This is a genomic window from Streptomyces sp. NBC_01717 (assembly GCF_036248255.1).
GTDB lineage: Bacteria > Actinomycetota > Actinomycetes > Streptomycetales > Streptomycetaceae > Streptomyces.
Genome location: NZ_CP109178.1, coordinates 2268860 through 2295342, shown reverse-complemented (window position 1 = coordinate 2295342; position 26483 = coordinate 2268860). Strand labels below are relative to the sequence as shown.

At 70.0% G+C, this 26483-nt stretch carries 17 protein-coding genes; 16 read left to right on the top strand and 1 reads right to left on the bottom strand.

Annotated elements, in window-relative coordinates; all coding sequences use genetic code 11:
• Positions 1-2 precede the first annotated feature (2 nt).
• Genes OHB49_RS10465 through OHB49_RS10390 form a run of 16 tightly spaced genes read left to right on the top strand, consistent with a single transcriptional unit; the run spans position 3 to position 25595 of the window.
• Positions 3-845 carry a DUF4255 domain-containing protein gene (locus OHB49_RS10465; RefSeq protein ID WP_329159701.1) on the top strand — a complete coding sequence of 281 codons (843 nt, stop codon included), beginning with the start codon at positions 3-5 and terminating at the stop codon, positions 843-845.
• A gap of 33 nt (positions 846-878) precedes the next feature.
• The gene (locus tag OHB49_RS10460) at positions 879-3041 is read left to right on the top strand and encodes an ATP-binding protein (protein ID WP_329159699.1); all 2163 of its coding nucleotides are present in this window, start codon (positions 879-881) and stop codon (positions 3039-3041) included.
• Positions 3032-3328: a hypothetical protein gene (locus tag OHB49_RS10455; protein WP_329159697.1), complete on the top strand. Its 297-nt coding sequence runs from the start codon at positions 3032-3034 to the stop codon at positions 3326-3328. Before OHB49_RS10460 ends, OHB49_RS10455 begins: the two co-directional genes overlap by 10 nt.
• Complete coding sequence (locus tag OHB49_RS10450) at positions 3325-9888, top strand: eCIS core domain-containing protein (protein WP_329159695.1); 6564 nt, start codon at positions 3325-3327, stop codon at positions 9886-9888. The genes OHB49_RS10455 and OHB49_RS10450 overlap by 4 nt, the downstream gene beginning before the upstream one ends.
• Before the next feature lie 4 nt (positions 9889-9892).
• The gene (locus OHB49_RS10445) at positions 9893-10480 is read left to right on the top strand and encodes a HEAT repeat domain-containing protein (protein WP_329159694.1); all 588 of its coding nucleotides are present in this window, start codon (positions 9893-9895) and stop codon (positions 10478-10480) included.
• Between the two features lie 38 nt (positions 10481-10518).
• Positions 10519-11184 (top strand): hypothetical protein, encoded by a 666-nt coding sequence (locus OHB49_RS10440; protein WP_329159692.1) that lies wholly within the window; start codon positions 10519-10521, stop codon positions 11182-11184.
• 3 nt (positions 11185-11187) lie between these two features.
• Positions 11188-11538 (top strand): hypothetical protein, encoded by a 351-nt coding sequence (locus OHB49_RS10435; protein WP_329159690.1) that lies wholly within the window; start codon positions 11188-11190, stop codon positions 11536-11538.
• Positions 11531-12670: a hypothetical protein gene (locus OHB49_RS10430; protein WP_030974829.1), complete on the top strand. Its 1140-nt coding sequence runs from the start codon at positions 11531-11533 to the stop codon at positions 12668-12670. Before OHB49_RS10435 ends, OHB49_RS10430 begins: the two co-directional genes overlap by 8 nt.
• Positions 12671-12710: 40 nt before the next feature.
• Positions 12711-13238 carry a phage baseplate assembly protein V gene (locus OHB49_RS10425; RefSeq protein ID WP_313939730.1) on the top strand — a complete coding sequence of 176 codons (528 nt, stop codon included), beginning with the start codon at positions 12711-12713 and terminating at the stop codon, positions 13236-13238.
• 38 nt (positions 13239-13276) lie between these two features.
• Entirely contained in the window at positions 13277-13612 is a 336-nt protein-coding gene (locus OHB49_RS10420) for a hypothetical protein (protein ID WP_030974833.1), read from the top strand.
• Positions 13609-13986 carry a GPW/gp25 family protein gene (locus OHB49_RS10415; protein ID WP_030974834.1) on the top strand — a complete coding sequence of 126 codons (378 nt, stop codon included), beginning with the start codon at positions 13609-13611 and terminating at the stop codon, positions 13984-13986. The genes OHB49_RS10420 and OHB49_RS10415 overlap by 4 nt, the downstream gene beginning before the upstream one ends.
• Positions 13983-17150, top strand: a complete 3168-nt coding sequence (locus tag OHB49_RS10410; RefSeq protein ID WP_329159688.1) for a putative baseplate assembly protein — start codon at positions 13983-13985, stop codon at positions 17148-17150. The genes OHB49_RS10415 and OHB49_RS10410 overlap by 4 nt, the downstream gene beginning before the upstream one ends.
• Positions 17147-20899: a putative baseplate assembly protein gene (locus OHB49_RS10405; RefSeq protein WP_329159687.1), complete on the top strand. Its 3753-nt coding sequence runs from the start codon at positions 17147-17149 to the stop codon at positions 20897-20899. Before OHB49_RS10410 ends, OHB49_RS10405 begins: the two co-directional genes overlap by 4 nt.
• On the top strand, positions 20896-23055 hold the full coding sequence (locus OHB49_RS10400) for a hypothetical protein (RefSeq protein ID WP_329159686.1): 2160 nt from the start codon (positions 20896-20898) through the stop codon (positions 23053-23055). The genes OHB49_RS10405 and OHB49_RS10400 overlap by 4 nt, the downstream gene beginning before the upstream one ends.
• Before the next feature lie 46 nt (positions 23056-23101).
• The gene (locus tag OHB49_RS10395; protein WP_329159684.1) at positions 23102-24682 is read left to right on the top strand and encodes a DUF6519 domain-containing protein; all 1581 of its coding nucleotides are present in this window, start codon (positions 23102-23104) and stop codon (positions 24680-24682) included.
• A 28-nt stretch (positions 24683-24710) separates the two neighbouring features.
• Positions 24711-25595: a peptidoglycan-binding protein gene (locus OHB49_RS10390; RefSeq protein WP_329159682.1), complete on the top strand. Its 885-nt coding sequence runs from the start codon at positions 24711-24713 to the stop codon at positions 25593-25595.
• Positions 25596-25657: 62 nt separating this feature from the next.
• Here the strand turns inward: OHB49_RS10390 and OHB49_RS10385 are convergent, their stop codons facing one another.
• Positions 25658-26425, bottom strand: coding sequence for an SDR family NAD(P)-dependent oxidoreductase (locus OHB49_RS10385; protein ID WP_329159680.1), 768 nt, complete (start codon positions 26423-26425; stop codon positions 25658-25660).
• Positions 26426-26483: the final 58 nt, after the last annotated feature.

Here is a 26483-nt window from a genome sequence, read left to right as displayed (position 1 = left end):
TCATGAGCAACGCACTCGCCATCGCGACGGTCACCCAGGCACTGGCCCTGCTGATCGAGAACAACCTGAGCCCCGAGATGGACATCGCGGTAAAGGTCGAGACCCGTAAACCGCCGGCCGAGCCGCCGGCCGAGCCGACCATCAACGTCTTCCTGTACCAGGTCACCCCGAACCCCTCGATGCGCCACACCGACCTGCCGACGCGCGCATCGGACGGCACGCTGCTCAAGCGGCCCGCCACCGCGCTGGATCTGCATTTTCTGATCAGCGCGTACGGGGAGGAGGCGGAGCTGGTCGGGCATCGGCTGATCGGCTGCGTGGTGCGGACACTCCACGAAATCCCGTTGCTGCCGAAGGAGTTGATCGAACTCGCGGCGGAGCGGCCGTATCTCGCGGGCACTGATCTGGCGGACTCGCCGCAGAAGGTGCGGTTCACGCCGACGGTGATGGACATCGACGAGACGTCGAAGCTGTGGGGGATGCTCCACCAGACCCCGTACACCCTGTCGGTGGCGTATCAGGCGTCGCTGGTCCTGATCGAGGGCCGCGAGAGGCCGGTCCCGGCGAAGCCGGTGGAGCGGCGGACGGTGAAGGTGCTGCCGTTCGGGGCACCAGGCGCGCCGGTGCCGCCGGGGCGGCCGGAGGCCGCGGAACCCGAGACCTCGCCCGAGCCCTCGCCCGAACCGGAGGCCGCGCCTGACGTGGCGCCAAAGGCGGCCGCTCCCACGCGAAAGCGCGCCGCGGCCAAGACCGCGAAGGCTGCCGCGAAGCCCGTGGCGAAACGGGCCGCGCCCGCTCGTGCCCGGAAAGGCACCGAAGCGGGCGCGGACGACAAGGAGAGCTGAGACACGGTGCGCGACACGGGGGCGGGTGAGGGTATGGGGACGTATGAGTCAACTGGTACGTCGGCGAACGCGGGTGCGGACGGACGGGCGCTGTTCGCGGCCGTACGATCCGTGCTCGCCCGCGTGGACGCCCACGCGGCCCGGGCACAGGGCCGCCCCGGCGGGCCCGGCTCCGGACAGGGCACCGCGGACCAGCCGCACGCGGGGGCCGCACCCGCGGACGGTGCCGTTCCGGGCGCCGGTGCGGAGCGCCCCGCCGCGAAGGCCGCGGCCGAGCCCGTCCGGCGAGACGGCGACGCGGGCGCCGCAGCGCCCCCGCGACAGAGCGAACTCACTGCCGAAGGCAGCACCCCCACCGCCCCAGCCGGAGGCGAACCGGCCGCCCCCGGTGTGCGCGCGCCCGCCACGCTCGACTCGCTCGTCGCCTGCTTCGGGCTCAGCCCCTTCGAGCGCGACGTCGTCCTGCTCGCCGCCGCCGCGGAGCTCGACCCCACCACCGGTGGGCGGTGTGCCGCCGCCGGCGGGGACCCCGAGCGCGCCCACCCCACGTTCTCGCTCGCCCTCGCCGCCCTCGACGGTGCGCACTGGAGCGCCCTCACCCCCGTCGCCCCGCTGCGCCGCTGGCGGCTCGTCGAGCTCGACGACGAGACCCGGCTGACCACCTCACGGCTGCGCCTCGACGAGCGCATCCTGCACTTCCTCGTCGGCTCGCCCTATCTGGACTCCCGACTGCACGGACTGCTGCGCCGTGCGCCCGTACCGGAGTCGCTGCCCGCCTCGTACGACCTGGCGGCGAGCCAGGTCGCCGCGGGCTGGGCGGGTGCCGGGCCGCATGCTCCGTTCCGGATCGAGCTCGTCGGCGGCGATCTGCGGACCCGTACCGACATCGCCGCGGCGGCGGCGCGCCGTTCGGGGCTCGGTCTGTACGCCATGGCCGCCGACGACATGCCCACCGATCCGGCCGAGCGCGACCGGCTGGCACGGCTGTGGCAGCGCGAGGCCGTCATGCTGCCCGCCGCGCTGCTCGTCGAGGTCGGCGAGCTCGACCGCGACCAGGCGGCGGCCACGGACGCGTTCATCGAGAGCGCGGCCGTTCCGCTCGTCGTCTCCAGCCCCGATCCCCGGCAGACCGCCCGTCCACGCGGCGAGCGCGTGACCGTGCCGCCGCTGGACACGGAGGAGCAACTGGGCGTGTGGGCCGACGCGTTCGCGGACGTACCGGAGGTGAGCGAGGACGATCTGCGGGATCTCGTCGCGCAGTTCTCGCTGCCGCCGCATCTGATCCAGTCCGCCGGAGCGACGGTCGTACGGGATCTGCCCGGCGAGGACGAGGTGGACGCGACCGGTCTGGCCTGGCGTGCCGGGCTCACCGAGGCCCGGATGGGCATGGACGAGCTGGGACGGCGGATCGAGCCGCAGGCGGCGTGGGGCGATCTGGTGCTGGCCGAGCGGCAGCTGCGGATTCTGCGCGAGATCGTCGCGCATGTGCGTCAGCGCTCGACCGTGTACCAGGAGTGGGGCTTCGCCGAGACGCTGCGCCGCGGACTCGGCGTCACCGCACTCTTCGCCGGCGGCTCCGGCACCGGAAAGACCCTGGCCGCCGAGGTGATGGCCAAGGAGCTTGGCCTGGATCTGTTCATCATCGATCTCTCGCAGGTGGTCAGCAAGTACATCGGCGAGACCGAGAAGAATCTGCGCAAGGTCTTCGACGCGGCTGAACGAGGCGGCGCGCTGCTGCTGTTCGACGAGGCCGACGCCCTGTTCGGCAAGCGCAGCGAGGTCAAGGACAGCCATGACCGGTACGCCAACCTCGAGGTCAGCTATCTGCTGATGCGGATGGAGGCGTACCGGGGGCTCGCGATCCTCACGACGAACATGAAGCAGGCGCTGGACACGGCGTTCATGCGGCGTATCCGTTTCGTCGTCGACTTCCCCTTCCCCGGCGAGAGCGAGCGCGCCGAGATCTGGCGGCGGGTGCTGCCCGCGCGGGCCCCGATGAAGGACATCGATCCCGAGCAGCTGGCCCGGCTGACCGTGGCGGGGGGCTCGATTCGCAATATCGCGCTGTCGGGAGCCTTCCTCGCGGCGGAGGAGGGCGACCGGCTCCAGATGCGTCACATGCTGGAGGCGGCGCGTACCGAATACCTCAAGCTGGACCGCTCCTTGACACCCTCGGAGGTCCACGGATGGGTCTGAACGAGGTACCGCGCCCCTCGGAGCGCACGATCCGCGTGGACATCGGCGAGCTGGTGCTCGACGGCTTCGAGCGGCTCGACCCCGACCGGGTCTCGGCCGCTTTCGAGGCGGAGCTGTCCCGGCTCGTACGGGAGCGTGGCGTGCCGCTGGCCGCTGACGGCGGCCAGGCCCTGGACGCACTGTCCGGACTGCCGCCGCTGCCTTCGACCACCTCGCCGGGGCGGCTCGGTGAGGCGCTGGCGCGTGCGGTGCACGCGGGACTCTCGGGGCGGGGCGAGTCTCGATGAGTACGTCACATGCGCAGGACGCGCAGGCGGCCCAGGCCGAACGGCGGCGCAAGCGCAAGGAGCGCGCCACGTCCCGGACGCCGGAGCCGAAGAACATCGTCAGCGGAGCCGGACATCCGCTCGATCTGAGCGTACGGCGGGAGCTGGAGGAGCGGCTCGGCCACGACTTCAGCCGGGTACGCCTGCACACCGACCGGGACGCGGGCACGCTGACGGAACTGCTGGGCGCGGACGCGGTCGCGGTCGGCCAGGACATCTTCTTCCGCGAGGGTGCCTATCGCCCGGGTACGGCGGACGGGCAGCGGCTGCTCGCCCATGAGCTGCTGCACACGGTGCAGAACCCGGACGGTCTGGGCGCGTTGCGCGCGGGCCGCGATCTGGGGGCGGTGAGCCTTCCGCAGCAGGCGATGGAGCGCGAGGCGGAGTCGGCGGCGCAGGCTCTCGTACGCGACGAGCAGCAGGCCCCCGAAGTGGAGCCCGAGCAATCGACGCCCGGCTGGCTGCGGTACGCCACGGTCGACGCCGACCGCTCCCGTATGGAACAGCTGGATCCGGCAACGCTGGTGGACCGTCTCGCGAACGGCGTGCTGCGCTCGCTGCGCGGTGACCCGGCGGACCTGTCGGGACGCGTACGACTCCAACTGGCACGGATGTCACCGCAGTTGCAGGACTCGGTGCTGGACCGGCTGGAAGTGCGGCTGCTCTCCGACGAGTACGAGCGGCTCCTCGACCTCGCCGAGGAGTCCGAGACCGAGCCGGTGGACCTCCAGCCGGCCGAGGTGCCCGAGCCGGAGACGGACCTCTTCGAGCTGCTGGGTGTCGAGCGCACCCGGTGGAAGCGGCAGGAGGAGAGCGGGCGGAGTTCGAAGGACAAGCAGGCCGAGGACTCGCGCGAGGAGCAGAAGGACGCCGCGGTACGGGACGAGAAGCGCAGCGGCGACCGGAGTAGGGCGCGCTCCGACGCGGCGGCCGAGGACCAGGAGGCTGCCCAGCGCAAGGAGCAGGAGGACGAGCGGGCCCAGTCCCGGCAGCAGGCCGCGCAGGAGCAGCGGCAGGAGGAGGAGAAGCAGGGCCAGGACCGTCAGCGGGTCGACGAGGCCGCGGACGAGCGCGCGCAGGGCCAGGCGGACGGCGCCGAGCAGACCAAGGAGGAGCGCAAGGAGCAGCGCGACCGGGAGGAGCAGGACCCGGAGCAGGCGAACGCCCCCGGTGCAGACAAGCGCAAGCGGAACGACGACGCGAAGAAGCCGGCGGACGGATCGAAGCAGGAGAACCTCGACCCGAAGGCGAAGGGCCGGCCCGGTCCCGTACGCCCCGAGAAGGTGGACGAGCGGGCTGAGCAGCGGGACAGCGCGCTGTCCGAGCACGGCCTGCACGAGAAGGACGAGGATGAGGACGAGCCGCGCGAGGAGGAGAAGCCGCTCGGGCTGGAGGCGGGCGCGGACGGGGAGATCGGCGGCGAGCAGGACGATGACAGGGGCGGTGCCGCCAAGAGCGGTCCGGAGCTGAAGCCCGAGGACTATCTGCCCGACACCGACCTGGACCTTTCTTCCGTACCGACCGCAGACCGGATGACCCCCGGCGCCGCGGAACCGTCCGTCCCGACCTTCCCTTCGCCGCCCCCGACCAAGGCGGAACGGGTCGAGCAGCAGCGGGAGAACGAGGCGAACGAGGAGGACGAGGACTCCGCCGGGCCTGAGGCGAAGGCGCCGGGCGAGGACGTGGGTCCGGTCGAGGGCGAGGCTCCGAAGCCCGAGGGCGGGCCCGCGGCCGAGGCCCAGGACCGCAGCGCGAAGGACCTGCAGCCGGAGAAGCCGACCGATCAGGAGGTCGGCCCCGACCCGGAGACCACTGAGAAGGACCAGCAGGAGCCCGAGGCTGAGAAGACGGACCCTGCGCAGCAGCAGGACCAGGAGGACAGGGGCGAGGACTCCGGCGAAGGCGAGGAGCGGCCGGACGCCAAGGACGCGCAGGACGAGCAGCAGGAGCTGAAGGAGCGCGGGCAACAGGAACAGCGAGGCGAACAGGGGCAGCCGCAGGGCGCTTCCGCGCCGGACATGTCGCCCGGCCCGGCGGCGATGCGGCCCGCGGGTGCGCAGACGCAGAAGGCGCCCGCCGAGGACCGAAACCCTTCCCCCGCAGCGCGGCGTGACGCCGAGCCGCCCAGGTCCGAGCGGGAAGCGGCCGGACCTCAGAGCCGGATCCCCAAGGAGACCGGCCCCGGTGCGGCTCCCCGTGGGACGGTCGGCGGCGGCGAGCAGGCCGGTCCGACGGCCGCGGCGGGACCTGGCGCGGCCCCGTCCGCGGCACAGGCGGCGGTCAGCCCTGCGGGCGAACAGACCGACAGCCCCGGCAGGATGGGCGCGCCCGCACCGGAAGGTGCCCAGGCTGCTCCCGAGGCGTCGCTGGAGAAGGACGGCGGCGGCTGCGCCCCGCCTGAGCCCGCGGCGGAGAAGGAAGAGGGAGGCGGCAGCTGCGGCGGAGGCGGCGGTGGAGCCGCTCCCGAGGAGAAGCAGGAGGAGCCGCCGGACGTCTCGGGCCAGGACCCGAAGGCCGCCATCGGGACGGTCAGCAAGCTGGCGCCGGACCAGGCCGCAGCCGCCATGCCCGGTGTGGACGCCGCGGCGGACAAGAAGGTCGGCGAGGAGCAGCGGCGGCTGGACGCCAACCCACCGAAGCGGGAACGTCCTTCGGGTGCGCCGCAGACTCGGTCGGGCCCGCCCGAGGCGGCCGCTCCGGCCGAACAGGTGACGGGCAAGGTCGAGAAGCTCGGGCCCGAGGACCGCATCGGGAAGCAGAAGGCCAAGGGCAGTGAGAAGGCGGAGGGCGCGAAGCCCACCGACAACACTCCCCCGCCGCCGGCGCCCGTGGCGGACAAGCTGACCGCGGAAGAGGCCAAGAACGTCGACGCCGCGGCCGACGCGGTCCCGACCGTGGACCCGGAACTGCAGAACAAGACGGTCGGCCCCGCCCCCAAGATCCGGCTGGAGGGCGAGAGCGACCCCAAGCGCACGGACGACCAGGCCAAGGCGCTCAAGGAGAAGCAGTCCGACATCCAGAGCACAGGCCGTGAGGACGCGGCCAAGCCGATGGGCGAGGACCAGATCTTCCCGAACGCGCCCCAGGAGCAGCTGGTCGGCAAGGCCACGGCAGGCGGAAAACGGGGCGGCGGGGGCGGACTCCAGGCCGGATCCAAGCCCAAGCCCGGCGTCGGTGCGGTCGCCAAGCAGGAGCGCGGCAGCGAGATGCAGGGAGCCGCGGGCCAGGCTCAGGGCGACCTGGTCGCCAAGGAGAAGGAACAGCAGCAGGGCGAGCAGCAGGCCAAGCAGGAGAAGCAGACCGAGATCGACCGCGAAGTCACCCGGAACGCGGAGAAGCAGACGGGCGAGCGCGGCCGCGCGGCGGAGGATGCCCAGCGCGAGCGCGAGAGCTGGCGCACCGAGCAGGACCAGAAGATCGAGGACGCGGACAGGAAGTCCGAGAAGGAACACACCGAGAAGAACAAGGAAATCGTCAAGGCCCGCGACGACAAGGACAAGGAGGTCAGCGACCGCAAGGACAAGGACAACGCGCAGATCGACACCGAGCGTGAGAAGGCGGAGAAGGAGGCCGAGAAGAAGAAGGAGGAGGAGAAGCCCTCGGGAGGCTTCTTCGGCTGGGTCGCCGACAAGGTGAAGAGCGCCTTCAATGCGATCCTCGACGCGGTCACCAAGGTCTTCGACGCGGCGCGCAAGCTTGTCAACGGCATCATCGACACGTTCAAGGACTGGGCCAACAAGGCCATCGACTTCGTACGGGACCTCGCCATCAAGGCGATCAACGTCCTGGCGGATGCGCTGATCGCCATCGGCGACGTACTGCTGGCGGCCTTCCCCGAGCTACGGGACAAGTTCCGCAAGGCGATCGAGGGCCTGCGGGACAAGGCGATCGCGGCGGTCAACGCGCTGGCGGACGGTCTGAAGAAGGCAGTGAACGCCCTGCTCGACGCCCTGGCGGCGGGCCTGAACGCGCTGCTCGACGTGCTGGAAGCGGGCATCAAGGCCGTCATCAAGATCTACCAGGCCGTGATTCTGGGCGCGATCAAGTTCGCCCAGGCGGCGATCGAGGCGCTGGGCAAGTTCGCGGCTCTTGTGGCGGACATCGCACCGGACCCGGGTGGCTGGATCAGCAAGGCGGGCAGCTCGGCGAAGACGGGCATCACCGATCACCTCTGGGGCGCCATCAAGACGGGCGTGAAGCGGTGGTTCGACACCAAGGTCGAGGGCATCCTCGGCCTGGGCAAGGCCGTGATCGACGTCCTGGTGAAGGGCTGCGTCTCGATCAAGCAGATCGGGAAGATGGCGTGGGACGCGATCATCGCCTCGCTGCCGATGATGATCGCCTCGCTCGTGATCGAGAAGGTCGTCTCGATGATCGTCCCCGCGGCGGGAGCGATCCTCACGATCGTCCAGGGCCTGATGTCGGCCTGGCAGAGCGTCAGCTCGATCCTCTCGGCCTTCAGCAAATTCTGGGCCTACTTGAAGGCGGTCAAGGCGGGCCCGGCGGCCTGTCTGTTCGCGGAGGCGGTGGCCGCAGGCGTTGTCGCGCTGCTCGACTTCATCGCCAACTTCCTCCTGCAGCGCCTCGGTTCGGCGACCAAGGGGGTCGGCAAACGCCTCAAGGCGATGGCCGAGAGGATCATGAAGGGCCTCAAGAAGACGGGCAAGGGCGCCAAGAAGGCGGCCGGTGAGGCGGTCAACAAGGCGCGGGGCGCGATCCGGAACGCCAAGCAGACCCTGCACAAGCCGGCCGTGTCCCCAAAGCCGAAGGCGAAGCCTTCCCCGAACCCGAAGGCCCCGCCCAAACCGAAGGACACGGCGACGCCGAAGTCCCCTGCGAAGCCGGAGCCGACACCGGCGAAGCCGAAGGAGACGACACCGGGTCCGTCGAAGGACAAGACCCCGGACGGCCAGAAGGACAGCACCCCCCGGACTCCCAAGAACAAGAGGGAAATCGAGGGTCCGAAGCCGACCAAGCCCAAGAAGCCGAAGTCTCCTTTGGGCAACGCCCTGGGCAAGGCGAAGAAGGCCGTCAAGTCGGCCCTGACGAAGGTCCGCAACGCGGCGAAGACGCTGGGCAAGAAGCTCAAGAAGAGCAAGCCGGGCAAGGCGCTGAAGAACAGCGCGTCGAAGCTGCGCAACGTCTTCAAGCAGAAGCGCGACAACCTGCGCGACAACAAGAAGAACCAGCAGGACCAGAAGAAGCAGAACCAGGACAAGCGGAGGAAGGACGAGAAGTCCAAGGAGTCCAAGGAGGCCCGCCTCCAGAAGATCGTTTCTCGCATCCGTCCACGCCTCCAGACCATGCTTCGTAAGGGCGTCCGCGGAATCGGGCTTCGGTCGGCGCTCGCTGCCATGCGCCTGTGGTATCGGCTGACCAGCCTGGCCTATGGAACGGCCGAGCGGTTCACCATCACCGCGGCGCTGAATCCACAGGAACCAGTGGTCCTGGGCCAGACAGTCGACATCGCCGGCGTCCGGGTGGAGGCAAATCGGTTGCTTCGCGCGCTGCGTCAGATGTCGCTGGAGGTCTACTTGGGTGGCCTCGACGATATGCACGGCGCCGGCGGTATGAGCCAGCTGGAGCGGGACCGGACACTGGCTGGTGGCGCCACACGCGGGTCTCAGCAGCAGCCGCACGGAACCAAGGGCGGAATGATGCAGGCCATCTACCGAAATCGGCAGAATCTGGATCCCACCAAGGGCGACATCGTCAGCCAGGAAACTCCGAATGGCGGCACGCTCGATGCACAGCGCAACCCGGGCGGAGGCAAATACCCGCGAGCGAATCGCATCGTCAAGGTGCAGTTCCCTGGTCACCCATTGGAGGATCTGGCCTACAAGGATCTCCCCGACCGGCTGGCCGAGATGCGCAGAAACCTCGGCCCTCAGGCCGTTTCCGACCTGCTGTCCGACATCATGAGGATTGCCCGTGGCGGCGCCCCCTCGGGCGCACACCTCTCACTGGCATTCCAGCTGAAGGCATGGCTGATTCAGCAGGAGGGGCACCGGAATATCGCGGCGCTATCCACCCATGGCATGGTTGTCGACATGATGAACCGTGGCAAATCATCACCCGCGGACGCCGTGGCCGACGATTGGGCCCGAGACAGGAACGGCAATCGGCTGACCGGAAAGAATCAGGAAAACAGTGTCGGCATGTTCGCGATGCAACCCAAGAGATCTCAGAACAGGTCACGAACCCTGTCGAATTACCTGGATGCAAGCAGCGACCAGGAGAACACGCCCGGGGGTGGTCCGCTCACCAAGTTCAAGGGGTTCGCTGAGGCCAACCGTCTGGCCAGCCGCGAGTTGCACACGGTTGATCTGTGGCTCAAGTCGCTCGATGATCTAAAGGTCGCAGACAGCCGGGGCGAGAAGATGAAGCAGGATGAGCTGATACTGGAGGTTCGGCGAAGGATTCTGGATATGTATGGAGCGAGTAGTTTGACGAGCGATCAGGGCTTCCTGTCCTCGCTCAGCACGAGAATGCATCTTGATGAGTTCGACGCGGAGGCGTGAACCCGTGATCCATTATTCCTGGCGAATGATTTTGCGCGGCGATACGGACAGGGCTAAGAGGTCCGTTCAAGAATACACAGATCGCTACGGATGGGATGGGACCACCATTCCCGAGGATCCGGCAAGCGGTACGATCGAGGAAAGTATCTGGCAGGTTTCCGAGGATGTTGCCGTGCATTTTATGTCGGACGACTTCACTCAACGCCCCTATGTCTTCGCGGCCGCCGATTCAATTAACTCCTGTCACGCGATGCAGGCGCATTTGCAGAACCACTTGAACCCGGTACCTCAGTCCGAACTGCTCGCTGATCTCGAAAATTCGACGACGCCGGACGAAAGGCGCCGCGCCATTCTCTCCGTAGCACTCGGCGGACCGAATCAAGACAATGAAATCGTCATTTCGAGCATCGATCAGTCATTGCGGGACGAGAGTGCTGAAGTGCGGAAGGCCGCAGTATTCGCCACCACTTATTCGCCGTCCAGCAGATACATTCCCATGCTGACTGAAGCTCTGCGAAACGATGCATCCGTCGAAGTCCGCGAGGAAGCGCGGACCATCCTCGATGTTTATGAGCAGCTCGACATTCAGTAAGCACCGCTCCGGTATGTTTCACAACAGGAAGATAGGGAATGGTCCGCTACGCAGACATACCCAAGCCCATCCGCTCCGGCATCGTCGTCGTCGACCCCGAGCGCGGAACCCCTCAGCGCATCATCGTCCTCCAGTTCAACCCCGACACCCTCGAACGCTCCCTCGCGCCCCAATCCGCGGGCGGAAGCGGTGACGCCGGCGGAGGCGGAAGTGGAGGGGACCGTAACGAGGCTCTCCGGCTCAAGGGCCCTGCCGAGGAGAGCTGGAAGTTCACGGCCGAGATCGATGCCACCGATCAGTTCGAGGTCGCCGCGCCCGACGGGATCCATCCCCAGCTCGCGATGCTGGAGATGCTGGTGCATCCCACCAGCGCCCAGCTCCGCGAGGCCTCCCGGCGAACCCAGAAGGGCACCATCGAGATCAGCCCGATCGAGATGCCGCTGACTCTCTTCACCTGGGGGAGCAAGCGCGTCATGCCGGTGCGGCTCACCGAACTGTCCATCAACGAGTCGGCGTTCGACGTCGGTCTCAATCCGATCAGGGCGAGCCTCGGCATCGGCATGAAGGTGCTCAGCGTGAGTGATCTGCCCGCAGGGCACCGCGGGGCCGACCTGTATCTCGCACATCTGGCGCAGAAGGAACGACTCGCCGCCGCCGCGCGAGGCGGTCGGTTGGCCGAGCTCGGTCTGGGACGGGGGCTGTAAGACGTGATTGATCCTTATGAGAGTGCGCTGGACGCGATCCCGGGGGCACATCCGTACCCCCGCACCAGCCGGTACCACGACGCGGAGATCGGCGTGCACCGCCTCCCGGACGGCACCGAAGTGCGGTACACCAAGCGGCGTTTGCTGCCTCCGCTCAGCCTGGCCGCCGAGGAGACCGCCCCGCACACCGTCAGCAGCGGCGAGCGGCCCGACCATCTCGGGCAGCGCTATTTCGGCGACCCCGGGCAGTGGTGGCAGATCGCGGATGCCAATCCCGTACTCGACCCGCAGGAGCTGACCGCAGAGCCAGGGCGGACGATCGACATCCCTCTGCCGGGTGGGTTCCATGGCTGACGAGCCCATCGGGAGCGGGCCCGTCCATCTCACCCTGCACATGGGCCCCAAGCTCACCCGCCCGGTGCCGGCCGAGGTGGCCGAAGCCCTGTTATCCGCACAGATCACCATGACGGCCGGGGAACGGAGCGGGTTCCAGCTCGCCTTCGATCTCACCAAGCGGGGGTTGATCACACAACGGCTGCTGCCCGAGGGGTTCTTCGACCCGAAGACCAGGGTGATCGTCGCGACCTCGGTCAAGGGGACGCCGACCGTGATCCTGGACGGGCTGATCGTGCGACAGGAGGTCGGTGCCAGCAATCAGCCGGGGCAGAGCACTCTCACCGTCACAGGTGAGGATCTGACGCTGCTGATGGACCTCGAGGAGCGCACCGAAAGGTATCCGAATCTCGCCCCCGCCCAGCGGGTCGAACGGATTCTGCGGAGGTACGCCGACTACGGAATCGACCCGTGGATCATCCGTGAGCAGATCCATCAGCCACCCCGCGAGCAGCTGCGCGTGGACTACCAGACCGGCACCGATCTGCAGTATCTGAACGAGCTCGCGCGGGCGAACGGATACACCTTCTACCTGGAGCCGGGCCCGGGCCTCGGCCGGTCCATCGCCTTCTGGGGTCCCGAGCAGCGGCTCGGTCAGCGTCAGCACGCGCTGAACGTCAACATGGACAACAACTCCACCGTCGACCAGCTGACTTTCGCGTACGACGGGACGGCCAGGGAAGAGCCCCAGGCACGCGTCCAGGACCCGCGCACCCGTGATGTCCGCCTCCTGGCGCAGCCCGACATCAGCCCGCTGCGGCCGCCCCTCGGCCTGCGGGTCTCACCCGCTCTGAAGCGCAGGACGCTGTCCGGTACCGCGAAGAAGGAGCTCGGGCAGGCCGAGGCCGAGACGCTGGCCAGGGCTGCTACCTCGGCGGACGCGATTTCCGGGTCAGGGTCGCTGGATGTCAATCGGCATGGATACGTCCTGCGGCCACGGGAGTTGGTGGGGGTTCGCGGCTCGGGCGTGACGTACGACGGCGACTACTACGTCAAGAGCGTGACGCACAACCTCAGGCCCGGCTCGTACCAGCAGAACTTCACGCTCTCCCGCGAGGGCCTCATCGCCCGCAGCAGGACAGTGCGTCCGTAAAGACGCGTCGGCAAAGACGTAAGGACCAGGAGAACTTCGCATGGCTGCAGGACCGAACAACCGGTTTCTCGGCAAGTTCCGGGGCCGGGTGATCGACAACAGGGATCCGCTCAAGCTGGGCCGGATCACGGCCCAGGTGCCGGACGTGCTCGGCGACGAGGCCTCCACGTGGGCGCTGCCCTGTCTGCCGTTCACCGGCCGGCACGCTGGGCAGTACGTCGTCCCGCAGATCGGCTCCGGAGTGTGGATGGAGTTCGAACAGGGCGATCCGAGCTTCCCGATCTGGACCGGGAGTTGGTACGGGGACGCCTCGGAGCTGCCTCCCCGGGCAAGCGCGGAACTGCCCGGATCGCAGCCGGTGGTGATCCAGACACCGGGCGAGCACAAGTTGGTGATGTCGGACGTGCCCGGTGGCACGGGGATTCTGCTGGAGGCCAAGGGCGGCGCCTACATCCAGATAGATGAGAAGGGCGTGACCATCGGCACCGGCAAGGGTGCGTCGATCGTGCTGACCGGCGACGAGGTCAATATCAACGAGGGCCGGCTGATCGTGCCGAAGAAGCGATGACCACAGCGACGAGTACGACAGGAACGGGGAGATACGTGGTGTCCGGGAATCTCGTGAGCAGCGGCTCGGCGATCAGCTGTCCGCACGGCGGCCGTGTCACGCCCGCCTCCGCCCCGTCGTCCGGAGTCCGGATCGACGGGCTGTCCGTGCCCGCCGCGACGGATGTCTTCGCGGTGAGCGGCTGTCGGCACACGGTCGACGGCGTACCGCATCCGTGCGTGACGGTCCGCTGGACGCCGGAGCGTGGTGGTGTGCTGATCGACGGCCGGCCCGTGCTGCTGGAGAGCTCGTCAGCGCTCTGCTTCAGCGCCGCGCTCGTGCCGCAGGGCCCGCCGGTCGTGACCGCATCCGCACGGGGGGTGTCCTCCCGATGACGCGGACGAGGAGCGACATCGCCTTCCCCTTCCGGACCGACCGGCGGGGACGCACCGCGCACGCGGCTCATGACGAGCACGTACGCGACCTGATCGAGCAGTTGCTGTTCACCAGTCCCGGCGAGCGTGTGATGCGCCCCGACTTCGGCTGCGGGCTGCTCGATCTGGTCTTCACGCCCAACAGCCCCGAACTGGCCTCCGCGCTGGAGCTGTCGGTGCAGGCATCCCTGCAGCGCTGGCTGGGGGAGCTGATCGAGGTGGAGTCCCTGGACGTGGTCAGCGAGGAGAACGTGGTCCGGGTGTATCTGCGCTACGTGGTGCGTTCCACCGCGAGCCGGCGCGACGACGTGTTCGAGGGGAGCGGCCCGGCATGAGCGGTACGAGCAACGAGTTGGTCTGCCGTACGGACGGCAGGCGCGTCAAGGTACGGGCTGCGCAGCTCGGGGGCGTGGACGCCGTCGAGGTCGGTGACGACGGGCTGACCCTCACCGTCACCTTCCTCGGCAAGGCGCCCCACGGGCTGTGCCCGGAGAACATACGCATCGACGGCGGCCGGCGGATCACCGGCATCGAGGCCGTCGAGGTGTCCGTCGAGCGCGAGGAGGACCCGGAGCTCGACGACCGGCTGTACGTCACGCTGGACCGCACCGGCGACACATCCCGGTACACGCTCTCCGTGGTGGACACCGATCCGTACGGGCGGCCCGGCACCGCGCCCTTTCCCGGCTTCGACCAGCGGTACTTCTCCGCCGGGTTCGACTTCCGGCCCGACTGCCCGACCCCCTTCGACTGCAAGGACGAGCAGCCCGACTGCCCGCCTGCCTTCCCCGCCGCGCCGGTCATCGACTACACCGCGCGCGACTACGACACGATCCGCCGCCTGATCCTGGACCGGCTGGCGCTGACCACGCCGGACTGGGTGGAGCGCAACCCTGCCGACCTCGGCACGACGCTGGTCGAGCTGCTCGCCCACACCGCCGACCGGATCAGCTATCAGCAGGACGCGGTGGCCACGGAGGCGTATCTCGACACCGCCCGCCGCCGCGTCTCCGTACGCCGCCATGTGCGGCTCATCGACTACCCGATGCACGACGGCGTCAACGCACGTGCCTTCGTCGCGGTCGAGACCGTACGGGAGCTGACGCTGGGGCCCGGCACATACCGCTTCGCGGCCGTCGACGTCCGCAGCCTGGGGCCGCGCGACAGGCCCGCGATCGGCACCGTCATCGACGACCGGGACCTGGCCGTACTGGACGAGCGAGGATCGGTCGAGGTGTTCGAGCCGGTCGTGGCCGACGAACCGCTGGCGCTGCGCCCCGAGCACAACACCATCCGCTTCTGGACCTGGGGCGACGAGGTGTGCTCGCTGCCCAAGGGCGTCACGTCCGCGACACTGCGGGATGCGTGGGCGGACGAGGAGTGCCAGGTCAGGTCGCTGGAGCTGGCTCCTGGCGATCTGCTGCTGATCGAGGAGGTGCTGGGGGCACGCTCCGGCACGCCGGGCGACGCCGACCCCGCCCACCGTCAGGCCGTGCGCCTCACCTCGGTCACGCCGGGCGTGGACCGGCTGGTCGACCAGCCGGTACTGGAGGTCACCTGGGCGCAGGAGGACGCGCTGGCCTTCCCCGTCCGTCTGTCGACGCGGGGCGGCACGGACTGCGAGCCGGTCGAGGATGTGAGCGTGGCGCGCGGGAATGTGGTGCTCGTCGATCACGGGCGCTCACTGACGTTCTGCGGGGGGACGTCGGAGACGGCCACCGTGCCTCCCGCGCCCGCCGTCCTCGGGTCCTGCGATCCGTCCGGCTTCGGCTGCTGGGACCGCAAGGAGGGAAACGCCACAGCGGATCTCATCAACGCCTCACTGGAACAGACCCGTTGTGGTCGGCTTCTGACCGCTGACCAGATACGGGAGCTGTTCACCGTCGTCGGCGAGGACCGGACGGCACGCGCCGGTCTCGGCCTGGAACTCGCCGGTCGCCGACGGGAGAAGGTCGTCCCCGGTACCGCCTACGAGCAGGCCGAGGCGCTTGAGACCCTGCTGGCTCAGGTCGTCTACCCCGGTATCCCGGCACGCTTCCGGCCGGTGCTGCAGCGCTTCCCCGTCGTCCAGTCGGTGCCGTTCCCCGACCCGCGTCATGTCTCGGCGGGACAGTCCACCCGGCTGGCCGTCATCCCCGGACGCGTCCGGCAGCGGCTGGTGGAGCTGTGGCGCAGCGCCCGCGACTGCGACGGACTCACGGAGCCCGAAATCGCCGAACTGACGGTGCTCTTCGGGCTGCGCGTGCTGGAGCGTTTCGAGCTGCGCCGTCATCCGGTGCGCGCGTTGCGGGAGTTGCTGCACCGCAGCGAACGGCTGCTGGCCGCGAAGCTGCGTCGTCTGGAGGTGCTGACGGCCCGGGCGCGGGCCGGAGCGGTGCTGGACGATTCGATCGCCTGGGAGATCACCCACACCTGGGGCGCCGAGTACGCGGCGGGGATCGATCCGGACGATCCGGTGCTGCGGGGTCCCGCGGCCGCGCTCGTACAGGATCCGCGGGCCGCGCTTCCCGCCGTGACGGTCGCGGACGGCGAGAAGTGGTGGACCGCGAAGCGGGATCTGCTCGACTCGGGTGCGCGCGAGCGCCACTTCGTCGGTGAGCTGGAGGACGACGGCCGGATCGCGCTGCGGTTCGGGGACGGGCGCCACGGCGCCCGCCCGCAGCCGGGCGCCCGGCTGGAGCTGCACTACCGGCTCGGCGGCGGCACCGCCGGCAATGTCGGCGCCGAGGCCATCAACCATCTGGTGCTGTGCCGTGATCCCGGGGACGCGGACGCGGGTGATCCGATGCCCGTGGCGGGCGTACGCAATCCGCTGCCCGCCGTCGGCGGCACGGAGCCCGAACCGGTCGAGCAAGTGCGTCAGCTCGCCCCGCTCGACCTGAAGCGCACCCGGCTGCGGGCCGTCACCGCCGAGGACTACGCGGCTCTGGCAACAAAGCTCCCGGGGGTGCAGCGGGCAGCCGCGGAGATCCGCTGGACCGGCAGTGTGCAGGAGGCGCACGTCGCCGTCGACGCTCTGGGGGAGGGGGAACCGTCCCCCGAGCTGCTCGACTCGGTGGCGTACGCGCTGGAGAGCTACCGCAGGATCGGGCACGACCTGGTGGTGGGGCCCGCGCGGTCCGTGCCGCTGGACATCGTGCTGGCGGTGTGCGCGGCGCCCGGTCATCAGCACGGCCAGATCCTCGCCGAGCTGTACCGACTCCTCGGCAACCGCCGGCTGACCGGCGGACGTCTCGGCTTCTTCCATCCCGACGCGCTGACCTTCGGTGAACCGGTGCGGCTCAGCCGTCTGGTGGCGGTGGCCGCGGCGGTGCAAGGCGTGGAGAGCGTACGGGTGACCCGGCTACGCCGACTGTTCCACGAAGATCCACTCGATGACACGGCACTGGAGGCAGGCGTGCTGCGGCTCGGCCCGCTGGAGATCGCGCGTTGCGACAACGACCCCGACCGGCCCGAGCCGGGCCGGCTTTCGATCGAGCTCGGCGGAGGTACGCGATGAGCGGCTCCTGCGGTTGCGGGTGCGGCGGGCACGACGAACGCCACGCGCCCAAGGCCCTGTACAACGCGCCGGGTCGCGCCGCCCTCGACTACCGGGTCGGCGAGTACGGCTCGTTCCTGGCGGCAATGCTCGACCGGCTCGCCTCACCCGCCTATCCGGCGCTGCGCGGGCTGACGGTCCGCACCCCGGACGATCCGTCGATCGGACTGCTCGACGCGTGGGCGGTCGTGGGCGATCTGCTCACCTTCCACTCCGAGCGCATCGCCGACGAGGGATATCTGCGCACGGCCGACGAGCACCGCTCGCTGGCTCTGCTGGGGCGTCTCGTGGGGCACCGGCCGCGGCCGGGCATCGCCGCCGACACCCATCTCGCGTACACGCTGGACAGGGATCCGCGGGCCGAGGACGTTCCGGTGCTGATCCCGCGCGGCGCGCGCGCCAACAGCGTGCCCAGCACCTCCGACGAGGAGTCGCAGGCCTTCGAGACCAGCGAGGACCTCATCGCGCGCTGGGCGTGGAACGAGCTGGCGGTGCGCCGGCGGCGGCCGGCGCTGCTCACGCCGGACGATCTGCGCAAGCGCCCGGAGATCTTCGTCTCCGGGACCGACATCTCCCTGCAGACCGGGGACAGGCTGCTCTTCGTCTTCAGCGGGGACAAGGACATCCCCGGGCAGCGGCTGATGCTTCCGGTGGCGCGTATCCGCATCGACCGGGACGACGCGGTCACGGCGATCGGGCTGCCGCAGTCCGCCCCGCCCTCGCTTTCCGAGCTGGTGTCCGAGCTGCGCGAGTGGATCACCGAGGACGAGCGGGAAGTCGAGGAGGGTGAGCCCACCCCCGACAACCCCAACCCGCGCCCTGTCAGCCGGATCATCGAGGACTTCGACGCTCAGGTGCTCGCGCCGCTGCGTGCGGATCTTGCCGGTATCAAGACGCCCGCGCAGTTCGCGGCGCGGCTCGTCGAGCCGCACGACCGGCTCGCGGAGGCGCAGGCGATAGCCGCGCCGTACGAGGAAGTGGCCACCTGGTTCGAACAGTTGGAGGCCGTGATCGGTGAACTGATCGAGCACGCGGCCGATCTGGAGCCTTCCCGCTCGGATGCGCCCGCGGCCGCTTCCAACTCGGCGGCCATGCGGGCTCTGGGGGCCGTACTTCCCGCGCTGCGCACCCGTGTGGTGCGGCCGCCGGCGGGGGCGCGCACGCTCTCCCTCGATCCTGGCCGGTACTTCGCGCCGGGTTCCGATCTCGGTGCGCAGCTGCTGTCGGCGCTCGATCCGCGGGTCGTCGACGGCCTGTACCCGGCGTGGCGGCAGGCGGCGCCTGCCGTGCCCGCGCTGCTGCGGGAGCTTCAGGCGATGCGGGTGACCGCTGCGCCGTTCGGGGCGACGGCGCCGCTCAAGCCCGTGCAGGACGAGCGCGGGCGGGTGATCCGGCAGACGGACTGGCCCGTGAGCGGCGGGGAACTCACCACGATGCGGATCGTGTACGACACGGCCGGACGGGTTCCGGTGCGCGCCGAGTTCCAGCACATCGAGACGGGGTCGTCCTGGCAGCGTTCGGAGAATCTGCCCGCGGACACGAGCTTCGGTCTGGGGCCGGGCAAGGTCTCGCTGCAGACCCGGGTGGGCCAGGACCACGATCTGAGCTGGCTGACCAGGCGCCCCGCGGACTCCCAGGAGCCCGGTGTGACAGCCGAGTTCTCCCAAGGGCTGCCGGAACGGACGCTGTTCGTGTCGAGGCCGGCCGAGGACGGGCGGGTACATGTGGCCGTGCAGAACGGCACGCCGCTCAACTGGCTGCTGGCTCCCGGTGAGCACAAGCAGGTCACCCACGGCGGTGTCGAGGTGACGGCGCGGTACACGGTCGGCAGCGAGCCCGCGAATGTCGAGATCGGCATCGTGACCGTGCCGGAGCAGGCGAACCGTCATGTGCTTCCGCTCGACTCCGTACAGGACGGGATCACCGTCGGCAGCTGGGTCGCGATCGAGCGTCCCCGCAAGGGCTCCGGGGAACCCGACGGCATCCCGGGTGACAAGAAGCTCGCGTTCGTGACCACCCGTGTCACCGCCGTGCGCACGGCCGCGTACACCAACTACGGGATCACCGGCCGCGGCACCGAGCTGACACTCGCCGATCCGTGGCTGGACGAGCACGACGTGCTGCTCTCGGCGATCCGGGACGCGACCGTCCACGCGGGCGGCGAGGCGCTGCGCCCCGCCGACGAGCCGCTGGGCGAGGACGTTCACGGAAATCAACTCGAACTGGCCGAACTGTACGACGGGTTGCGCCCCGGGCGTCATCTGGTGGTGTCGGGCGAGCGCACCGACATCCCCGACACGGCCGGGATCCGCGGCACCGAACTGGTGGTGATCGCCTCGGTGGAGCAGCGGTTCGACCCGCAGCTGCCCGGGGACCATGTCCACACCAGGCTGACACTCACCACGGACCTGGCCTACCGCTACCGGCGCGACACGGTGCGCGTTCAGGGCAATGTCGTGCCCGCGACGCACGGCGAGAGCCGTGACGAGCCGATCGGCAGCGGCGACGCCGGCCGGACCAACCAGACGCTCACGCTCTGGCAGTCACCGCTGACCTGGCTTCCGGCCGACAATCCGCTGGGGGCCACCCCTACGCTGGAGGTGCGCGTGGACGGGCTGTTGTGGCACGAAGTGGACAGCCTGGCCGGACGCGGGCCGCGCGAGCGGGTCTATGTCTCGGGCAGGGCCGGGGACGGGCGCACGACCGTGACGTTCGGCGACGGGATGCACGGCGCGCGGCTGCCCACGGGTCACGAGAACGTCCGGGCCCAGTACCGCTTCGGCACCGGCCGGGCCGCCAACGTCGGGGCGGACCGCATCACCCAGGCCATCACCCGGCCGCTGGGGGTCACCGCCGTCACCAATCCACAGCCCGCCACGGGCGGCGCCGAGACCGACGGCCCGGGCCTGACCCGCCGAACGATTCCGCTCGCGGTCTCCGCGCTGGACCGCCTCGTCTCCCTCACGGATTACGAGGACTTCGCCCGCTCACGGGCCGGCATCGGCCGGGCGGCGGCGCGCGAGATCGTCGACGGGCGGCGGCGCATCCTGCACATGACGGTCGCCGGGGTCGACGACATCGCGATCGCGGACGACTCCGAGGTGCTGCGGGCTCTGCGCTCCTCGCTCGTCGAGTACGGCGACTCGCGCCTTCCGGTCCGGGTGGACGTACGCGAACTGGTGCTGCTGCTCCTCGCGGCGAAGGTGAAGGTCGCCCCCGGCCACACCTGGAGTGTCGTCGAACCACGGCTGCGTCAGGCGCTGCTGACCCAATTCGGAAGCGGCCGAAGTGAGTTGGGTCGGCCCGCGCGACTGTCCGAGGTGCTGGCGACGGCCCACGCGGTGCCCGGCGTCGACTACGTCGACGTGGATGTCTTCACCGGTGTGCCCGCGTCCGTGACACCCGATGAGCTGGCCGGACTCGCGGATTCGCTCGCCCGGCCGCGCACCGCCGTCGGGGCCCGGCTCGCCGCATACGACGAGGACGTGCACCGCGTCACCGCCGACGACGGCGAGACGCTCACCCAGGTCGCCGCCAGGTACGGCATCTCGCTCGCCGAACTGCTGCGGCTGAACCCGGACATCACCGATGTGCGGCGGCTGGAGAAGGGCCGGGCCGTGTTCGTCTTCCGCGGCATCCGGCCGGCCCAGCTCGCCCTGCTCTTCCCGCATGTCGCGGACACGCTGATTCTGACGGAGGTCACTTCATGACCAGGGAACCGGACGGCCTCGCGGATCTGCTCCCGCAGTGGCACCGCCTGCGGGACGCGGAGGGCGGCGAGCCGCTGCGCGCGCTGCTCGCGGTGATGGCCGAGCAGGTGGACCGGGTGCGGGACGGAGTCGAGCAGGGGTACGAGGACTGGTTCGTCGAGACGGCCGCGCCCTGGGTCCTTCCGTACTTGGGCGATCTGGTCGGCTACTCACCCCTGCCGGGCTATGAACGGGTACAGGCACAGGGACTTGAGGGCGAGGGCGGGGCCGATTCGCGGCTGCGCCTCGCCGAGGCCCTGGCGCCGCGCCGCGATGTGGCCGCCACGGTCGCCAACCGACGGCGCAAGGGCACCCTCGCGCTGCTCGAGGAGCTGGCGGAGGACGTGGCCGGATGGCCTTCGCGGGCCGTGGAGTTCTCCCGGCTCGTCTCGCACCAGCAGCCCGTGAAGCTGTACGGATCGGGCACGGAGGCCGCCGACGGGCGCCGCCTGGAGCGCGGCAGGCTCGTGGACGTACGGGAAGGGGCCGCGCTGGACCTGGCGGGCGGGCCGTTCGGCACGGTCGCGCAGTCGGTGAATGTGCGCCGGACCGACTCCGCACGCACCCAAGGCGGTTACTCGCCGGCCGGGGTAGGCCTTTTCGTCTGGCGGCTGAAGCCGTATCACCTGACGGGCTCGCCCGCGTACTGCATCGACCGGGCCCGCAACCTCTACACCTTCTCGATTCTCGGCAATGACGCTCCGCTGGTGACCAAGCCGGTGCCGGAGCCGTCCGCGACCCATATCGCGACGATCGACAACGTTCCCGCGTACATCCGCCGCCGGCAGCTCGCCGACCGGCTCGCCGACTACTACGGGCCGGGCAAGAGCTTCACGATCTGGCGTGACGGCCAGGACGAGCCGGTGCCGCTGTCGGACATCGTGGTGGCGGATCTGACCCACTGGCGCTACCGGCCCAAGCGCGGCCAGGTGGCCGTCGATCCGGCGCTCGGCCGGATCGCCTTCGGTTCGCGGTCCGCGCCGCGGCAGGGCGTCTGGGTCACCTACCACTACGCGTTCGCGGACGACATGGGCGGCGGAGAGTACCCGCGCGATCGGGAGACACCGACGGCCGCAAAGTTCTACCGCGTCGGCCCCGGCCAGAGCTACCAGCGGATCACGGACGCGTACAACGACTGGCAGCGCGACCGGCGTTCCGGGCGGTGCGGCCCCGACGGCATCATCGAGATCACGCACAGCGGCGCCTACCAGGAGCAGCTGGACTTCGATCTGGATCCGGGCGACCGTCTCGAAGTGCGGGCCGCCGAGGGCACACGGCCGGTGATCCGGCTGCTCGACTGGTACAGCAACCGGCCCGACGCGCTCAACATCCGTGCCCAGGAGGACTGCGAGGGTGAGCCTCCGCGGATCGTGCTCGACGGTCTGCTGATCACCGGTCGCGGGCTCAATGTCACCGGTCCGGTCGGCGCGGTCGTGCTGCGGCACTGCACGCTCGTACCGGGCTGGTCGCTGGAGCCGGAGTGCGACCCGCACTCGCCCGAGGAACCGAGCCTGGTCCTGGACCGGACCACCGCGTGCGTGTCCATCGAGCGCAGCATCCTGGGCACCATCGAGGTCATCGGCGACGAAGTACGCCACGATCCGCTGCCCATCCACATCCGGGACAGCATCCTCGATGCCACAGGACACGACCGGGCGGCGCTCTCGGCGCCGGACTGCCGCCATGCGCATGCCGTTCTGTACGCGCACCGCACCACCGTCATCGGCGAGGTCCACACCCACGCGGTGGAGATCGCCGAGAACAGCATCTTCACCGGGCCGATGCGAGTGGCCCGGCGGGGCATCGGCTGCGTGCGCTTCTCGTACGTGCCGCCCGGGTCCCGGACGCCACGCCGGCACCGCTGCCAACCGGACCTGGCAGGCCACGAGGAGGCTCAGCGGGTACGACCGCTGTTCGCCGGCGAGCGGTACGGCACTCCCGCCTACGGACAGCCGGCCGCAGGCTGCGCCGACGAGATCAGGCGCGGTGCCGAGGACGGCTCCGAGATGGGCGCCTTCCACGACCTCTACCAGCCGCAGCGCGAGGACAGCCTGCGGGCCCGCCTCGCCGAGTACACCCCGGCCGGTACCGACGCCGGGATCATCCCCGTCACCTGACACGACTTCTCACCGACGTACGAACTTCCGAGGGGGACCCCTTCCCATGTACGCAGACATCTCCCGCAACACCTTCCGGCCGGACCGGCACTACTCGGCGGTGATCGCACAGCAGGGCCGGGTACAGCTCGACGCGGACGCCAACGAGCAGGCCGCCATCCAGCTGCTGCAGGCTCGTACGACCGCAGCCGATCTGATCGGGCAGCACGGCGGCCCGGGCGGCGCAACCGGCTTCGCGCTTGGTTTCGTGAGCGGCGGCCGGGAGCTGGACGATCTGTCCATCGGCGGCGGCCGCTACTACGTGGACGGCATTCTGGTGGACGCGACGCGTCCGCAGGCCGGCGTCCCGGTCGTCGACGCCGGACACGCCACGGAGGACGGCGACAAGGACGCCCCGGCGGACGAGCAGCCTGCGGCGACCTGGACGTACTGGGACCAGCCCGACGGATACCGCGACGCGGAACGCCCCGGTGACCGGCTGCCCGGCCAATTCCCTTATCTGGCCTACCTCAAGGTGTGGGAGCGCTCGGTGACCGCGGCCGAGGACCCGCTGCTGCGTGAGGTGGCGCTGGGCTCGGCGATGCCCGACACCGCAGCCCGGCTCAAGACCGTCTGGCAGGTGCTGCCGCTGCCCGGCACACAGCTGGACCTGGCGGACGGGGCGAGCAAGGACGAGGTCCGCGCCGCGTTTGCGCAGTGGGCGGCCGCGCAGGCGCCGACCGCACGGATGGCGGCGCGCAGCGAGCGGCCTGAGCACGCCGACGAGGACCCCTGCCTGGTGAAGCCGGACGCCCGGTACCGGGGCCAGGAGAACCAGATGTACCGCGTGGAGATCCACGAGGGTGGAACGGCCAAGGAGGCGACCTTCAAGTGGTCGCGGGAGAACGGCTCGGTGACCTTCCCGGTCGACGGACTCGACGGTACGTGGGTGGAGCTGGCCTCCCTCGGCAGCGACGACAAGCTCGACCTGAATGTGGGCGACTGGGTGGAGCTCGTGGACACCGCCTACACCAGCCGGGGCGAGCCGCTGCCACTGCTGCGCGTCGAGGAGGTCGACCTGCCGGGGCGGCGGGTGCGGCTCTCCGGCGAGCCGGATCCTTCGGTCGGACGGCGACCCGAACTCCACCCGTTCCTGCGGCGCTGGGACCAGCGGTCCGCTTCCCGGTACGGGGCAGGAGCGGGCCGTACGAAGCAGACGGCGGCCAAGTTGCGAGGTGGCGCCCTCCGTATCGAGGAAGGCGGCTGGCTGCCGCTGGAGGACGGAGTGCTCGTGTACTTCGAGCCGGGCAGGACGTATCGGGCCGGTGACTTCTGGACCGTCCCGGCCCGTACGGCGACGGGGAATGTCGAATGGCCGACGGACGCGGCCCGCCGGCCGCTGCTGCAGTCCCCGATGGGGATCCAGGTCCACTACGCGCCACTGGCCTGGGTACTGGGGGAGGGCTCGGTCCCGGATCTGCGGATGACGTTCGGACCGCTGGCTGCCGTCATCCCCGCCGCGAACGAGGAGGAGCTGGCGGCGGAGGCCGCGGCCGAGGCGGAGGCCAAGGCGGCGGAGGCCGCTGCCGCGACCGGTCCGGGCGTGCCGACGACGGCGCAGGACGACGAGGCCCAGCACGGGAACTGACGCATCACCAGAGAAAAGGAGCACCACGATGGCAACGCCTCTGTCCGCCGACAGACTGCTCAAGGCCCTCCGGGACGAAGGTCTGCGCGTCGTCGAGCACCGGAGCTGGCGCACGCACAACCGCAACCACAAGGGCCCATGGGGGCCCATGCACGGCGTGATGATCCATCACACCGTGACCTCGGGCACCCAGAACTCCGTGGACATCTGCTACAACGGCCACTCCAGCCTGCCGGGGCCGCTGTGTCACGGGGTGATAGCCAAGGACGGCACGGTCCACCTGGTCGGTCATGGCCGCGCCAATCACGCCGGGCTCGGCGACGACGACGTCCTGCGCGCGGTGATCAACGAGTCGGCCCTGCCCTCCGACAACGAGGCCAACACCGACGGCAACCGCTCCTTCTACGGCTTCGAGTGCGTCAACCTCGGCGACGGCAAGGACCCGTGGCCGGCGGCTCAGCTGGAGGCCATCGAGAAGGCGGCGGCCGCGATCTGCCGGGCACACGGCTGGTCCCAACGCTCGGTGATCGGCCACAAGGAGTGGCAGCCGGGGAAGATCGACCCGCGCGGGTTCACCATGGACTCGATGCGCAGCCGGATCGGGGCACGTCTCGGCGGCACGCCGGACGGCCCGTCGAAGCCGCCCGCGCCGAAGCCCCCGGCGAAGCTGGAGCCTTTTCCCGGAGCCACGTTCTTCCGGGCGGGCCGGCACAGCGCCGTCATCACAGCGATGGGAAAGAGACTGGTGGCCGAGGGCTGCGGAAGGTACGAGGTCGGTCCGGGTCCGGACTGGTCGGAGGCGGACCGCAAGTCGTACGCCGCGTGGCAGCGCAAGCTGGGCTACCTGGGGACCGACGCGGACGGCATTCCGGGCAAGGCGAGCTGGGACAGGCTCAAGGTGCCCAACGTCTGATCCACCGCACCCGTCGCCGGCCGGGCGGACCTCTCCTCGAAAGGGCCGCCCGGACGGTGATGTCAGTCCACCGGACCGCCCGCCACATAGATGACCTGGCCGGAGACGAACGCCGCCCCGGGGCTCACAAGGTAGGACGCGGTATGGGCGATGTCCTCCGGCTGACCCACTCTGCCGACCGGAATGGACTGCGCCGCGTTGCGCTGGAACTCCTCGAAGCCGAGGCCCAGCCGGCGAGCCGAGGTCCTGGTCATGTCGCTCACCACGAAGCCCGGGGCGATGGCGTTGGCCGTGATGCCGTGCCGGCCGAGCTGCAGGGCGAGCGACTTGGTGAAGCCGACCAGACCCGCCTTCGCGCTGGCGTAGTCGACACGGGCGGCGTCGCCGACCGCGGAGATGCTCGACATGGTGACGATCCGCCCCCAGCCGGCCGTGATCATGTGTGGGGTGACGGCTCGGGTGGCGAAGAACGGGCCGCGCAGATTGATCCCCAGGACCGTGTCCCACTGCTCCGTGGTCATCTCCACGAGATCGGCACGGGGACCGACACCGGCGTTGTTGACCAGCACCGTCGGCGGACCCAGTTCGGTGGTGACCCGGGCGACAGCGGCGGTCACCGCGGCCTCGTCCGCGACATCAGCGGCGACCGCCACCGCCCACCCGCCGTCGCCCCTGATGGCATCCACCGTGCCGGCGCAGTCCGCCTCGTCCAGGTCGATCACGCCGACCGCCAGGCCGTCGTGGGCCAGCTGCCTGGCCACCGCGGCACCGATGCCGCGTGCCGCGCCGGTGACAATGGCCGTGCGTCGCACCTCAGTTATGAAAGTCATGGGCTGAAGTTCACGGCATGGGCGCGCTGCTGCCAACCGAATTGGGTCCGGGCTCCAC

Bases quoted from the DNA above. Each gene is read 5' to 3' on its own strand.
- OHB49_RS10415 (WP_030974834.1), top strand. From the start codon at position 13,609: ATGACGCGGACGAGGAGCGACATCGCCTTCCCCTTCCGGACCGACCGG.
- OHB49_RS10450 (WP_329159695.1), top strand. From the start codon at position 3,325: ATGAGTACGTCACATGCGCAGGACGCGCAGGCGGCCCAGGCCGAACGG.
- OHB49_RS10410 (WP_329159688.1), top strand. From the start codon at position 13,983: ATGAGCGGTACGAGCAACGAGTTGGTCTGCCGTACGGACGGCAGGCGC.
- OHB49_RS10460 (WP_329159699.1), top strand. From the start codon at position 879: ATGGGGACGTATGAGTCAACTGGTACGTCGGCGAACGCGGGTGCGGAC.
- OHB49_RS10390 (WP_329159682.1), top strand. From the start codon at position 24,711: ATGGCAACGCCTCTGTCCGCCGACAGACTGCTCAAGGCCCTCCGGGAC.
- OHB49_RS10455 (WP_329159697.1), top strand. From the start codon at position 3,032: ATGGGTCTGAACGAGGTACCGCGCCCCTCGGAGCGCACGATCCGCGTG.
- OHB49_RS10395 (WP_329159684.1), top strand. From the start codon at position 23,102: ATGTACGCAGACATCTCCCGCAACACCTTCCGGCCGGACCGGCACTAC.
- OHB49_RS10465 (WP_329159701.1), top strand. From the start codon at position 3: ATGAGCAACGCACTCGCCATCGCGACGGTCACCCAGGCACTGGCCCTG.
- OHB49_RS10425 (WP_313939730.1), top strand. From the start codon at position 12,711: ATGGCTGCAGGACCGAACAACCGGTTTCTCGGCAAGTTCCGGGGCCGG.
- OHB49_RS10430 (WP_030974829.1), top strand. From the start codon at position 11,531: ATGGCTGACGAGCCCATCGGGAGCGGGCCCGTCCATCTCACCCTGCAC.
- OHB49_RS10440 (WP_329159692.1), top strand. From the start codon at position 10,519: ATGGTCCGCTACGCAGACATACCCAAGCCCATCCGCTCCGGCATCGTC.
- OHB49_RS10385 (WP_329159680.1), bottom strand. From the start codon at position 26,425: ATGACTTTCATAACTGAGGTGCGACGCACGGCCATTGTCACCGGCGCG.
- OHB49_RS10400 (WP_329159686.1), top strand. From the start codon at position 20,896: ATGACCAGGGAACCGGACGGCCTCGCGGATCTGCTCCCGCAGTGGCAC.
- OHB49_RS10405 (WP_329159687.1), top strand. From the start codon at position 17,147: ATGAGCGGCTCCTGCGGTTGCGGGTGCGGCGGGCACGACGAACGCCAC.